The 14629-nt window shown below is 41.8% G+C and carries 10 protein-coding genes; all 10 read right to left on the bottom strand.

The genetic code is table 11. From position 1 onward, the window contains the following. Nucleotides 1-17: 17 nt before the first annotated feature. A complete protein-coding gene (locus G628_RS0104295; protein ID WP_026655776.1) occupies nt 18-2129 on the bottom strand; it encodes a glycosyltransferase in 2112 nt (703 codons plus the stop codon). A gap of 9 nt (nt 2130-2138) precedes the next feature. After that, nucleotides 2139-4298 (bottom strand): class I SAM-dependent methyltransferase, encoded by a 2160-nt coding sequence (locus tag G628_RS18405; RefSeq protein WP_081670550.1) that lies wholly within the window; start codon nt 4296-4298, stop codon nt 2139-2141. After that, on the bottom strand, nt 4282-5688 hold the full coding sequence (locus G628_RS0104285; protein WP_027208546.1) for an ABC transporter ATP-binding protein: 1407 nt from the start codon (nt 5686-5688) through the stop codon (nt 4282-4284). The genes G628_RS18405 and G628_RS0104285 overlap by 17 nt, the downstream gene beginning before the upstream one ends. Nucleotides 5689-5730: 42 nt before the next feature. Beyond that, nucleotides 5731-6804, bottom strand: coding sequence for an ABC transporter permease (locus G628_RS0104280; protein WP_242827166.1), 1074 nt, complete (start codon nt 6802-6804; stop codon nt 5731-5733). Beyond that, nucleotides 6801-7346 (bottom strand): dTDP-4-dehydrorhamnose 3,5-epimerase, encoded by a 546-nt coding sequence (rfbC, locus tag G628_RS0104275; RefSeq protein ID WP_026655779.1) that lies wholly within the window; start codon nt 7344-7346, stop codon nt 6801-6803. The genes G628_RS0104280 and rfbC overlap by 4 nt, the downstream gene beginning before the upstream one ends. Nucleotides 7347-7360: 14 nt before the next feature. Next, on the bottom strand, nt 7361-7735 hold the full coding sequence (locus G628_RS0104270) for a hypothetical protein (RefSeq protein WP_026655781.1): 375 nt from the start codon (nt 7733-7735) through the stop codon (nt 7361-7363). Nucleotides 7736-7767: 32 nt separating this feature from the next. After that, on the bottom strand, nt 7768-8637 hold the full coding sequence (rfbA, locus tag G628_RS0104265; RefSeq protein WP_027208544.1) for a glucose-1-phosphate thymidylyltransferase RfbA: 870 nt from the start codon (nt 8635-8637) through the stop codon (nt 7768-7770). Nucleotides 8638-8689: 52 nt separating this feature from the next. Continuing rightward, nucleotides 8690-9775, bottom strand: a complete 1086-nt coding sequence (gene rfbB / locus G628_RS0104260; RefSeq protein ID WP_027208543.1) for a dTDP-glucose 4,6-dehydratase — start codon at nt 9773-9775, stop codon at nt 8690-8692. A 19-nt stretch (nt 9776-9794) separates the two neighbouring features. After that, complete coding sequence (locus G628_RS0104255) at nt 9795-11246, bottom strand: hypothetical protein (protein WP_207637985.1); 1452 nt, start codon at nt 11244-11246, stop codon at nt 9795-9797. An 81-nt stretch (nt 11247-11327) separates the two neighbouring features. Further along, the gene (locus tag G628_RS17965; protein ID WP_051199016.1) at nt 11328-14597 is read right to left on the bottom strand and encodes a glycoside hydrolase family 25 protein; all 3270 of its coding nucleotides are present in this window, start codon (nt 14595-14597) and stop codon (nt 11328-11330) included. Between the last annotated feature and the right edge of the window lie 32 nt (nt 14598-14629).

The raw sequence follows: 14629 nt of genomic DNA, 5'->3' as shown, positions 1-14629 counted from the left end.
CAATCAATTCCTTACATTCAATTCTTAACATGTAATATGTTCGGTACCCAGTTAATGAGCTTAAGCCTGCTCGTTCTGTCTATCGCAAGCATTCCGATCTGATAGAATCCGGGTTTTAATTCACCCTTTTTAATCTTTAGCTTATATCCCGTAAGGTCCACATTGACCTGATCCTGGAGTCTTACCCGGATGTCCGGTCTGTACCAGATATAGGGCGTAAAACTGTAAACTTCAGGCCCAACAGGTCCTGCACCATCCTCATACCTCTCTACAAGCCTCAAAAGAAGCTTTTTGTCATAGAGTGCATTGTCAGATCCTATAACAAAACTGTATCCCTTAAGGAAATATCCCTCAATATTATCTGCGGTATTAACGCCATACAGCCAGTTGTCCATAGAAGCGTTGTACTCGCATCCGACTCTCAGGCACTGATCTTCTCTCGCCCCCTTAATTCCCTTCTCATGAAGAACAGGCGACATATAAGGTATGTCTTCAACAGGCGTGTAGTCTTCTCTCGGAATGATCGCCGATATCGTCTCATCTTCCGTAAGATGCGGGCTGTAAAAAGGATCCTTGTTATACAGGTGCGCGTGCCTCTTCATAAGCACCTCGCCTTCTGCCGCAAGTCTGTCCATCTTCTTCGGATCAAGGTTATCAAGTCCCCTTGTAAGAGACTCATGATGCAAAAGATAAGTATGATTGCAGCAAACGTTGTAATAGCCCTTTTCAAAAACGCTGTAGCAGAAATCCACATCATTGAAAGCAACCTTAAGTTCCTCGGGGAAACCTCCCACGTCGTTGAACTTGCGTCTGCTTATGAGAAGGCAGGCCGCTGTCACGCCTATCATGTTGTGTATTCCTCTGTTGTAGCCAAAATAATGGCTCTTATTGTCATGCATCTTCTGAAGCTTGTGAACGGGGCCTCTTCTCACATTTGCAATTCCCGCATGCTGTATAAGGTCGGTCTTTGGATAGATAAGCTTTGCTCCGACAGCTCCCACATGCTTAAGCTGGGCCTGTGAAATAAGCTCCGTCAGCCACCCGTCTTTAACCGCCTCGATATCGTCATTGAGGAAAAGAAGATACTCTCCCGTGCAACTTCTCGCGCCCTGATTGCACATAGCCGAGAAATTAAAGTCCTGAAGCTTGTATATATAATTTATCTTGGTAAGTCCGTTTTTTCTGGGCGCTCTCGATGCATACACACCGTACTTAACCCTGTTTGACGCAGAACTTCCGTTGTCTATGACAACAATGTCATATGTTATTCCGGCATCCTTAGTTGTCTCGATTATCGAATTAAGACACTGCTGGAAAACCTCGGGATGATCCTTTGACGGTATGATAATGCTCACCGTCACGGGCTTAAGCAGCATATGTCTTGAGTTATGGAAACTTCTTCCGTAAAAGACATCCTGTCCTGCGTTTCTGTGAAACAGAACCTCTCTTATATGACCGATCGGAAGCTCTGTTCCCGTCCTCTTTGCAAACGCCCTCTCATGAATAGCCAGCATGCAAAAGAGAACATCGGCTGAAAGAAGCGACGCTTCAAGTCCGATCTGCTCGGGCGAATTTTTCTTGTTCGCTGTTCCGCCAAGCATCTTGACAGCATTGTCATATTCAGGAATCGCATCATGTACAGTCTTGGATCTGCAAGCAAAAAGACTGCCTATATAAAAAGCATTTAAGTATGAATCCGGTGACCAGTCAGGCTTAAAGAAAGGATGAATAAACTTTCCGCCTCTTCCAATCTCATCCTCGTCCGCATAGACAACGTTATGCTCCGGATGCGCTATAAAATACTGTTTTATTACTTCTCCGGCTCTTTTCGTAAGTTTTCCCTTGGGACTTACAAAAATGTATACCGTGTTTTCATCATCTTTGGCGTCAGTCATCTCCCATACTTTTGCATACGGAACAACCTTTACCTTAGGTTCCGGAAGCTTATGCGGTATGAGTTCTCCGTTCTCTCCCGTCTCATACTGAACGGGTGCTTCCGCCTGGATAACAGGGCTCTTCTCGATGTTCTTTTGCCATTTGTCATAAGCTGATGCCTTGGCATTGACCATCCTGTTGTATTTAGCTGTTCTTTTTGTTGCAAGAGTACTTTTAACTAACCCCTTAAGCATTCCCCGTTTTTACTCCTCGTCTCTGTAATAACGTGCCTCACGCTTTTCAACAATCTTTCTTCCGATTTTCTTTATTATCCCCACTTTTTCCTTTTGCTCAACACCAGGCTGAAGATCAACGGAATTGATAATAGCATCTGCGGCGTTTTTAGGAACCATCGTAGTAAGAAGTCTCACCGTGAGATGATTATTCTCCTTTACACTGAGTCCGCTTGCCGTAAGATCGAACTCAATATTCGGATCGTCTGTATTAAACATGAAGGAATCATCTGTGATCCACTCGCCGTTTACAGGCTTAAGTGTAATATCCGCCGAGCCGTCCTCGATAGACAATCCGTTCCATGCAGCCTCTATCACGGTAACCATGCAGGGAGCAAATGCAGGATCGAGCCTTAGCACCTTGCACCTTGAATCTACCGGAATATCGAGACTTATCTCATTCTTGTCATCATACTGCTCCTCGGGGAATATCGAATCATCCTCCGAATATCCAAATCCCTCGTCAAAATAAACCTGAACGCAGTCTGCAGCTCTTGCCGCATCCGCAGACTTTGAGAGTTCCTTTGGAACAATAACTTTTCTTCCTATATCTTTCCAGATCTCAACGAGAGACTTTCTGTTTCCCGTAACATATTTCTGGAATGCATATTCTTCATCAAGAAGAACCTTCATTTCTTTTTCTTTTAACCCAAGTCTCTCATAGACAGGCTTCGGATCAAACTTCTCTCTCTTCCTGTCTTCGAGTCTGTAGCAGTAGAGTGCTCTCCACACCTGCTCCTTGGGCGGAATACATTTTCCGTAAGTCCACTCATAATCAATTATAGTCCAGATAGGTCCGTTTACCATTATGTTGGAAAAGATAAGGTCGTAATCGGACACAGGATAATCCGGCTTATAATTAAGTCTCTTAATATACTCATTTATAAGTGCATCGAAGGCTTCCATATCATCCCTGTCTATGCACTGATCAAGAAGCGACGCGAGAGGAACACCGTTTACAAAAGAAAAAACAGCACAGCCTTCCGTCTCGTCTATCTGGCAATCATTTATCTCAAAATCGCCGCCCCTGAACTTCTCCTGAAGTCCGAGATAAGCATCCCTTAGACCGAAAACATGCTCTCGTGCAGCCTCACTCAGCGGAAATTTCTTAATAACTTTTCTTCCCGTTCTGCTTATGGCGATATCTGTTCTTATCTTGAATTCATCAACTCTGTCGTTGCTGTACTTACTGTATACTGTATCAAATCCGGGTCCCAGTATTACTTCAAAAGAATTGGCAAAATCCGGATACATTCCGTCTTTGACAAGATCCTCATATGCATGTTTCTCGTTAAAGAGGATCATTCTGTCCCTGTCAAAGTTCCTTACATTGTCCTGAAGCTCTCCGAACTTAGGGAAATAAGAATCGGAGTGGATCATTGTCATGAGCTTGTAATCAGGGTACGGATAGTAGAAATGATAATCATTCATTCCACACTTTTTAAATATATTGATAAGTCCGTTCCTTGTAAAAGTCTTGGCAACGCTGTCAGCCGTATAACCTTCGATTCCCTTAAAGTATGTTCCGAGATGATCTTCTGAACATCCTGCAAAATACTTAAGTCCAAGACGATTCTCGATGGCAATTACAATTCTTCCGCCCTTTTTAAGGTGTCTGTTAAGCATTCTGAGGAACTTCTCGTACGGGTTGTCCGTTCCGATATATCCCTGTCCGTACTCAAACACGCCAATTAGAAAAATATAATCAAAATCTCTGTCAAGATCAGGCTCAATGTCCCTGAAGTTTCCCACGTGAATGGTCACATTTCCACATTCTTTGTTTCTGTAGGCATTGATCTCGGATCTTCTTCTGGAAAGATCGCACGAAACAACACTCGCTGCTTTCTTTGAAAGCATTCCCGTTATCGCTCCGCATCCTGATCCGACCTCAAGAACCTTTGCGTTTGGATCCATGGGAATCCACTCGACAATATTCGCTCTCTGTTCAGAAAGATGGTAGAGAATAGGCCAGCTTGCTTTTTTCTCAATGATCTCCTGAAACTCTTCTTTTTTATGATTTTTTACAATCTCAAGAAGATCGTTCTCTACAGCACCGTCACTGTACAGATCGACCCCGGAATAATGTTTGAAATTAAGTGTGACATTGCCAATCTTAATCTGTTCCTGCATCTATATCTCTCACTTTACATGTTGTGTTCATATCATAATATCCAACCGTATTCTTATCTGATACGACCGTGATATTAAGGGCATCATACAGCCTGTGGTATACAGTAAAATCATTCTGCTCAAATCCTGTAACCCCAAAGCTTAAAAGATATTCTCCGCCCTGTAAAGACATATTCTGTGTGAAGGTTATCTCCTTCTCATCACCTGCTTTTACAGGTTCCAAAAAGGCTTTCTCAACCATGGAATTGGTACCTGTGATCTCAATTCCCATGATATTCTTGAAGGTAAGTGCAAAAATAGGTGCCGCAACATCCTTTTCGAACCTGACCTTCATGTGCACCGTAAATTCAGTGCCCTTAATTATTGAGTTCGACCTCACTCCGTTTGAATCGGTAGCAAAGTACTCATAAATCTTAGCCGATCCGTCGCCGTACTCAAGAGTATCGGGATTTGCACCCGCATCTTCCTCGGAAGCCCATTCACTAAAGGTTTCCTTTCCGTCTTTTCTTTTTCCTTTTTTACCGGCATTTGCGGAGCCTTCGGAACTACTCTTCTTTATCTTGGAATCAGCTTTTTTGTCTGCTTTGGCGGCAGCTTCCCTGATATCATCATCATAGAGAAGATTCTCGCCTTCGCTGCTCGGAAGAGGATATTGTCCCACAAGAACCTGCTTGTAGATATCAATCATCTTCTTAGGTGTTCCCTCTCCGATGAGCACGCCCTGATTCAAAAGAACCGCTCTGTCACAATACTTACTTATACTTGAAAGATCGTGTGACACAAAGAGGATCGTCTTACCTTTTTTCTTAAATTCCTCAAACTTATGATAGCACTTTGCCTGGAAAAATACGTCTCCTACAGAAAGTGCCTCATCTACTATAAGAATTTCGGGATCGATGTTTATCGCAACCGCAAAGGCAAGTCTTACAAACATACCGCTTGAATAAGTCTTAACCGGCTGATATACATAATCTCCGATGTCCGCGAACTCAAGGATTGCGTCCATTCTCTTTTTTATCTCATCTTCGGAAAAGCCGATCATCATACCGTTTAAGTAGATGTTGTCGATTCCGTTATATTCCATGTTAAATCCGGCTCCAAGCTCCAAAAGAGCTGAAATATGGCCGTTTACGTTTACCTCACCCGATGTCGGAGTAAGAACTCCAGTTATTATCTTAAGGATTGTAGACTTTCCGGAACCGTTTGTTCCGATGATACCAACAGTCTCACCCCTTTTCACCGTAAGATTTACGTTATTCAGGGCAATCTTTTCCTTAAACTTTTTCTTCTTGGCAAGGCCGAGTGAATCTTTAATCCTGTCCCCCGGCTTTTCGTAAAGCGTATATGATTTAGTGAGGTTTTTTACCTCAATAGCTATATCATTCTTCATGTAAATTTCTCCATGATCTATGGATTGTTTCAAAATTATGTATCAAAGTACATCCGCAAAGTGCGGCTTAAGGCGCTTAAATAAAACTGTTCCTATACAGAAGAGCATTACAACACACAGCCAGAAATACGTTGATGAATAAAAATGCTCAAAAAACCAGGTCTCTCCGTAGATTGAACTTCTATATCCTTCCACGATATATGCCATAGGATTAAGCTTAACAAAGATTTTTATCAGATCCTCATACATTCTTATTTGCTCTATCGGCATATGCTGATCAACAAACTTTTTTCTTAAAGGATCAAGAATATTGCTGTATAAATCCCAAAGAATAGGTGTATACCACTGCAGAAGCTGAATTATAATACTTATGATCTGAAGGAGGTCTCTAAAAAAGACAACAAGCGCGCAGGTTGCGTAACTGATTGACAACACCAGTATAAATTCACATCCGATGTAATAAATGAGCTGGATCCAATAAATACTCGGCTCATATCCCATAATCCATGCCATTGCAAGGAGCACACCCAAAAAGAATATATGAATAAACATTGCAGCAATTATTTTGATAATAGGAAGAATGCTTATTTTAAAAAGAACTTTTTTTACAAGATAGTTATATTCAAGAAGTGCTGTTGTTCCGTTATTAAGCGCTTCTACAAAAAAGAACCACGGAACAAGACCTGCTGTGAGGAAAAGCAAATGAGGAACTTTCCTTCCGTCAGGAAGAATATGATCGCCTGCTGGAAAGAGTTTACCAAAAATAATACTGTACAGAATAACCGTAACAACCGGCTGAATGGCGGCCCATACAGCTCCCATAGCCGATCCCGCATACCTTTTTTTGAAATCATTTACGGAAAGTCTTGCGATAAGTTTTCTGCTGTTCCAGAGTTCAACCGGCAGAACCGTAAGTTTGTCATACCAAAAATAGACCAGAATACATCCGACACCTAACAAAATGCATCCGCATATTTTTTTTAGCATCTCTGTATGTTGGTCTGCAAGAGGATTACTATGCAAAACAATTATCAGCGCAACTACAAACGCCAATACATAGAAAACGCCCAAGAATTTTTTCTTGGGGGGTTTTCCGATTTTCATTCTTTTGTTCAAAACTCTTTAATTCCTCCCCATTTTTTGTCCTTATCGGAAAGGTTGAGTTCTACACCATCTATAAGCGGCCATTCTACTCCAATATCGGGGTCGTTCCACTTAAGTCCGCCCTCATCATTGGGATGATAGAAATCAGAGCATTTATAAGCAAATTCAGCATACTCGGAAAGAACATAGAATCCATGCGCAAATCCCTTTGGAATAAAGAACTGCTTCTTGTTCTCGGCAGATAAAACAACACCGAACCACTTTCCAAATGTAGCAGAATTTCTTCTAAGATCAACCGCAACATCAAATACTTCTCCGTTAATGCAACGAACAAGCTTATCCTGAGGATAATTCTTCTGGAAGTGAAGGCCTCTTAAAACGCCCTGTTTACTTGCAGACTGATTGTCCTGAACGAATTCAACATCAATACCGGCTTCAACAAAATCATTTTTGTTATAAGTCTCAACAAAATAGCCTCTGGCATCTCCGAATACAGTGGGAGTTATAACCTTAAGCCCCTCTATTTCACATGTTTCAACGCTAATCTTACCCATTTCTTGTCTCCAATTTAGTTAGAGCCCACAACTGCTGCGGGTTCTATGTAATCATTATATTCTTCATCATCTGTAATATCAGTAGACGCTTCAGAAGCAGCAGTGCCCGCCTCGTCCTTTTTTGTAACCACTACTGAAGGTATTTCCTCATTTGCATCAAAAAAACCTTCTTCAAACAAAAAGGCTTGCGTATTATCACCTATCTGCTCTCCGTACATACCGATATCACTGCTTGAAGAGGTCGCGGCAGAAGCTCCTTCACCGGAAGCTCCTCCCTTACCGAAAATCTCATTAATTTTGTCGGCATTTGTAGCATAGACTATGACCAGCACCAAAATTAGCGCACTGACAATAGCAAGCACCGCCGTCCTGAATACCTTATAGTCCATCTGCAACCTCAGATTCTTATATTAAAGCCCGATCAAAGTCCGTTAGCAACCTCAACCAGATATTTACCGTAGTCGGTCTTCATAAGAGGCTCAGCAAGCTTAAGAAGCTGCTCCTTGTCAATGAAGCCGCGCTTATAGGCAATCTCTTCGATACATGAAACATAAAGTCCCTGTCTCTTCTGGAATGCGCATACGAAATCAGCGGCATCAAGAAGTGAATCGTGATTGCCTGTATCAAGCCATGCAAATCCTCTTCCCATTGTCTCAACGTGAAGAGTTCCTCTTCTCAAATACTCATTGTTTATGCTCGTGATCTCAATCTCACCACGGGCTGAAGGCTTAACATTTCTTGCTATATCAACAACATCGTTGTCATAGAAGTAAAGTCCCGGAACCGCATAGTTACTCTTGGGATTCTCAGGCTTCTCTTCAATGCTGATAGCCTTTCCGTTCTCATCAAACTCAACTACTCCGTAAGCTCTGGGATCTCTTACATAGTATCCGAAGATTGTGGCACCCTTTTCTCTTGCCGCAACATCACGAAGAAGCTTTGAAAAGCTCTGTCCGTAGAAAATATTATCTCCAAGAACAAGTGCAACAGAGTCACTGCCGATAAAGTCCGCACCGATGATAAACGCATCGGCAAGTCCCCTTGGCTGATCCTGAACAGCATAGCTGAAATTCATTCCAAGCTGTTCGCCTGTTCCAAAAAGATCCTCGAATATAGGAAGGTCTCTCGGAGTTGAAATTATAAGTACATCTCTTATACCTGCAAGCATAAGAGTTGAAAGCGGATAGTAGATCATCGGCTTGTCATATACCGGCATTATCTGCTTTGAAATAGCTCTTGTAAGCGGATAAAGTCTGGTTCCCGAACCCCCCGCTAAAATTATACCTTTCATTATATTCCTCCGTATTTATCTAAAATAATCGGCTCAAAGCAATTACCGCCAATTATCTCTTGTCATACATCTTTGCATAATACTTTTCGTAATCGCCGCTTGTCACATGCTCCATCCAGTCATTGTGATCAAAGTACCATTTAATGGTCTTTCTGATGCCTTCTTTGAACATGGTCTCAGGCTCCCATCCGATTTCCTTTTTGATCTTATCGGGAGCGATGGCATATCTTCTGTCATGTCCCTTTCTGTCTGTTACATACTTAATAAGATCGTAGCTGAGCTTAGCCTTTCTGGGATCGCTGTCATCAAGCTCTTCTCTGAGAACATCGATGATTGTCTTAACGATCTCAATATTCTGCTTCTCATTGTGTCCGCCGACATTGTATGTCTCAAAGAGCTTGCCCTTCTCCTGTACCATGTCGATTGCCTTTGCATGATCCTCAACAAAGAGCCAGTCACGAACGTTCTTACCGTCTCCGTATACGGGAAGATCCTTACCTGCAAGTGCATTGTTGATCACAAGAGGAATGAGCTTCTCAGGGAACTGATAAGGTCCGTAGTTATTTGAACAATTAGTGATATTTGCAGGGAACTTATATGTATCCATATAAGCTTTTACGAGCATATCCGAACTTGCCTTACTTGCTGAATAAGGGCTGTGCGGATCGTATGGAGTTGTCTCATAGAAATAAGCATTCGGATCGTCATCGAGTGAACCGTATACTTCATCGGTTGAAACATGAAGGAATTTCTTACCCTCTTTGAATGTTCCGTCAGAAAGTTCCCATGCTTTCTTAGCTGCGTTAAGCATAGTAGCCGTTCCGAGAACGTTAGTCTCAACGAAGATCTCAGGATTTACAATAGATCTGTCAACGTGACTTTCTGCCGCGAAATGAACGACTCTGTCTATGTCATTCTCTTCAAAGATCTTGTTGATGGCGTCTCTGTCGCAAATATTTGCCTTGACAAAAGTATAATTGTCACGATCCTCGACGTCCTTAAGATTCTCCAGATTTCCCGCATATGTAAGTGCATCAACATTTATGATACGGATATCGTCACCATATTTTTTGAACATATAGTGAATATAGTTAGAACCGATAAATCCGGCCCCTCCGGTTACAAGATAGGTTTTCATCAAAGTATACCTTTCCTTTTCATTTTTTCGTGGCTATTATATCACAAGTCAGTGCCAAGTAGAAGAGTCCCATACCGTAGCACATATATCTGGGCTGCGGGAATATCATGGATCCCGTAACCACAGAGTTTATTGCAATTCCCGAAAGCGCAAGAAACGCAAACAGCAAAAAATCAACCTTCACATCCTTTTCATTTCCACGATTTCCAAAAACGCTGCTCAGGAACAAGAGCACAAACGAAGTCAAAAACAGCAGATACATAAAGAATGATATCGGAATAAGAATCTTCGGACTGATATTTGCAACAGATATTACAAACGCTTTAAGTACATTTGCGGTAAATACATATATTATTGCCTTGCCGTCGCCTTTTTTTATTCTCTCAAAGGCGTGTTTTAAAAGAGTTTTAAAAAGAATTCCCTCTATCTCATCTTCTTTTAGCTGAGCATCACACAGCTCAAGTCCCGGAAAATGACTTGCAACATATTCATCACACTTAACCTGCACGATATCGAAACCTATGACATCATAGCTCTCCGCATAATGAGATGCCATCGCTGCCCAGTCCGAATTAAATACATTTGCCTGATCTCTCTTTTCATAACCCGGAGCATATTCTATGTTAAGTTGCTGCTCATTACAGGCATTAAAAATATCCGTATATAACGCATCGAGATCCGGATAGCCCTCATAATCTTTAAAAAGGTCCGCATCCTCGCTTCTTGCCGTATATAAAACCGTATCAAGTCCGCCCTTGTTGTTTCCGATATGTTCAACAAACCTTCCGCGAAGAGCCGAATTATACATTCTGTCAATTCCTTTTATACTTGCAATAGCCGCAACTATCATAAGCATGGTTATAAAAAACTTATGTATGCCTTCCTGCCTGTTTATAAAAAGATAAATTACAAATGCCGAAAAGCCCCATAAAATAAGACAGATAAGCATCTGTTTTCTGATACTTGCAATAAGAATCGCGAGGACGAATACTCTCACGAGATTTCTCTGAAGATACACTCTGTGCAAATTCCACAGCTCTATTGTGAAAACAACAAAGAGAGGAATTGCAAGTGATTCGGTCATAATGCTCTCAGAATACATCGAGCCTCTTTTGGCTGCAAATCTGTTAAGCGATGCAACCGCCATCTGCGAAAAGACACCCGCGTATCCAAGAAACAAAGCACCACCTGTCTTCAGATAATGGCTTGCAACATTGCAGACTTTATTTCCCAGCCGCCACGACGCATATACCCACAATAGGCTTTGAATTATCACGGCACAGAAAAGATATGAAGGTTGCCCCTTATATTCGCCTGAGAATTTAAAGGTTTCAAATATCTTTCTGATAAGCGCCAAAAAAAGCGGGTAAACAGGCTCTCTTGAGAAATCCATGCTTACATAGCTCCGGGAATCAACGCACCATACAGGGCCGTCCAAAACCGCAATTCCGATATAAAAAATTAAAGGCAAAACAAAGGACAGAACCTTAAAAGATTCCAATCCTTTGTCCTTGTTGATGTTACTCATATATTGTACCTATATTCACATTTATTATCTGTACAAAATGTTAAGGTCAACATTTCCGGAAATACCGGACACTTTACCCTTTGATGTATGCTGCCACATATCAAATCTTGTAGCGTTATATGTAGGATTTGCAGCATACTGCGCAAGCCAGATCTTGTAGTTTGTAATCTGATTGGTCTTGATCTTGCTTGTAAACCATGTCTTGTTTGCGTATACGCCGGCCTTGTATCCCGCATTCTGGATTGTTCCGCAAAATGCCTTGATGTTGGCAGTTCTCTGCTCAGCACTGATAGTATCGCCTCGGCCGTTACTTCCCTCTACGTCAAGATACACAGGGAATGAAAGTCCATATCCCTTACAAAGCTCTATTACCATTGAAGCTTCTTCAACAGCTTCCGCTTCGTTTACAGCCTGTGTAAAGAAATAAACACCAACCTTAAGTCCCGCTGCCTGAGCGCCCTTAATATTAGTTCTGAAAGTAGGATCCTCGATAAGTGCACCCTGAGATGAACCTCTGTAACCGCATCTGATGATAGCGAATTCGATTCCTTCGTTTCTTACAGCCTTCCAGTCTATAGAACCGTTCCACTTACTTACATCGATTCCTCTTGCTCCCGCAGAAGTTGTAAGGACACCGTCGCTTCCAAATACGTACTCAACACCCTGAATAACCTGCTTACCTGTTACGTACTCACAGTTCTTGTTGTAGTAATAAGTCTTTCCGTTTATTGTCTGCCAGCCTTTGTATTTGAAGTTGCCCTCTCCCTTGTCCTTAAGGAAGAAATTCTCTTTGTTATAGTAATCGGCATATGTTGCCTCTCTGAAGCCACCTTCTGAGCTCTTTACATAAACCTGCTCACCATCGCGAGTCTTAAGAAGTGCCTTCTTATCTACTACCGTTACCTCAACATCAAATGCATTGTATCCGGTTGCAGTATATGTGACCGTTGTCTTTCCGGCTTTCTTACCCTGAAGTTCTGTTCCTGAAACGCCTACGATAGAAGCATCTTTCGCTTTTCCTGAGAATCCCGGATAATCATTTGCATTTATTCCGATATTTGTCTTCTCATCCTGTACGAGTGTGATCTTCTTGAAATTGATAGGAAGATCTCCGGCTTTCTTGGCATTAACAGTTACAGTGATATATTCAGTTTGATAATTCTCTGCTGTAACAGTCAGTTTTGCTGTTCCCTTAGCCACGGCAGTAATTGTATTTCCACTACATGATACGCATCCTGTATTGTCAGAAGTAATCTGAATCACCAATCCGGATACTTTTGTTTCTATAGCCTTTTTATCACCTTCAGTAAGTGTTATTGCTGTCTCTTTTACAGGAACCTTGCCGTTTTTCTCAAGAAGTGCCTTCTTGTCAGCTTCCTGCTTAAGTCTTGAAGCCTCTGCCGCAGCAGCATCGTCTTTCGCTTTTTTATCTGCAGCTTCTTGGGCTAATCTGGAAGCTTCTGCCGCTGCTTCCTGCCTCTCTTTTTCTTCTTTTTCTTTCTTAATTCTTGAAGCCTCCGCCTCTGCTGCTTCCCGCTTTTCTTTTTCTTCTTTCTCTTTAGCTAATTTGGCTGCATCTTCATCTTCAGATGAAGTCTTGTTACTTCCTCCGCCATTCAATCCTGTACTTGCTGCATCCTTATTAGCATTTTTGCTGTCATCACTTGAATCGTCGCCGCTTCTATTATCCGAGTCGGCATCCGGTAAAGTAGAACTATCAGTAGTAAACAACGCAACAGTCCTAAAGTTAGTGAAGTCAATTATCGATGACTGTGACATAGGATCAGCAATACTGTTTTTATCAATTTCCTTATATGTACCGTTTTTATCGGCAGCCGATCCGTCTGCAGGAATCTTCTCACTCTCAACATATTCAACAGTATCTTTAAGTGTTGATTCCACAACGTTCTTTACCGCTGTATCTTCTTTTGCAACGTTGATCTGTGATTCTTTCTTAACCTCGTTGCTGACATCAACCGGCTTCATCTCTACCTTGTCTTTTACGGTTACAGACTTTGTAGATGTATCAAGGATGTACTGTGAAAACTCGGCAGGAAGCGCATTTGGTGTAACCTTATATGTGCCGGGTTTCATATCCTTTTTATAGATGATACCGTCTTTATCGTCATCCTCGTAATCAACTTTAGATCCGTCGGGAGTTTCAACAGTCACCTTAAAAGGAACTTTTGCAACGAGCTTCTTGTTACTTCCGATAAACTTTATCTTAAGGTCGCTCTTGATAGAAGAAACACTAAAGCTTACCTTTCCGCCGGTAACTTCTTCCTCTACCTTCTCTTCTACTACTTCTTCAACCTTTTCTTCTTTTGCTTCATCAATGATATTAGCGGTCATCTGCTTTGCTTTTTGAGCATCGGCAACCGCAACAAGTCCGCTCTGTCCAACAATCTGAACATCGCTCATAGTCGATCCGACATCTGCAAAAGCACTGATCTCATGACTTCTGCCAAGCGCTTTTGTATAGAAAACTCCTGTCGCGATCGCACCACCAAGAATCACAACAGCAACAACTGCTGCAGTTCTTTCTACCGCACTCAGACTCTTTCTTGTCTTTCCGGATCTGCGTGCACCCTTCTTAGATGCCTTATGTCCACGGCCGAATTCTTCATTATCATATCTGTCATCATATCCGCCGTCATACTCATAATCACTGTCGCAATATCTTGTATCATACTCATTATCGCCATTAAATGCGCTTGCAAGATCGGTACTCTTAAATTGCCTGTCATCTTCCGCATAGTCGCGATCGTCATCCGCATAATCTCTGTCATAATTAGAATCATCATACTTTTCATCAATCATGCGCTCATACCCGCGAACTTCATCGTCATAACCGCGGGCATTATTTGAATAATAGCGATCATCATCCGCATATCCGTGACCGTAATCATCTCCGTTTTCGTAGTCACGATCATCATCGGCATAATCCCTATCATAATCTTCTTTTTCATATCTTCTGTCGTAGTCATAGCCTGCATCACTGTATTTGCGGCTATCTACGTAATCTTTATTGTCTTCATAATCGCGGTCGCAATCGTAATCATCATAATCGCTCTCAACTTTGTAATCGCGATTATCATCAAAAACCTCATACTCCCTGTCATAGCGACGATCATCATATCCACGATCATCTACATAATCATCATATCCGTTGTACTCACGATCGTCACGAACATCTCTGTCGTATTCTTCCCTATATTCCCTGTTGTCTCGTCTTTTTCTGTCTTTAGAAGTTTTGCGGCCGACAAATAATCCGCGCTTAGTTATCTTTTTCATATACACTCCTCGTACGATTGATCAATTTACGT

Source organism: Butyrivibrio hungatei NK4A153 (assembly GCF_000424465.1).
GTDB classification, from domain to species: domain Bacteria; phylum Bacillota; class Clostridia; order Lachnospirales; family Lachnospiraceae; genus Butyrivibrio; species Butyrivibrio hungatei_A.
The sequence above is the reverse complement of the archived record's forward strand: the minus strand, read 5'-3'. Positions and strand labels throughout refer to the sequence as shown.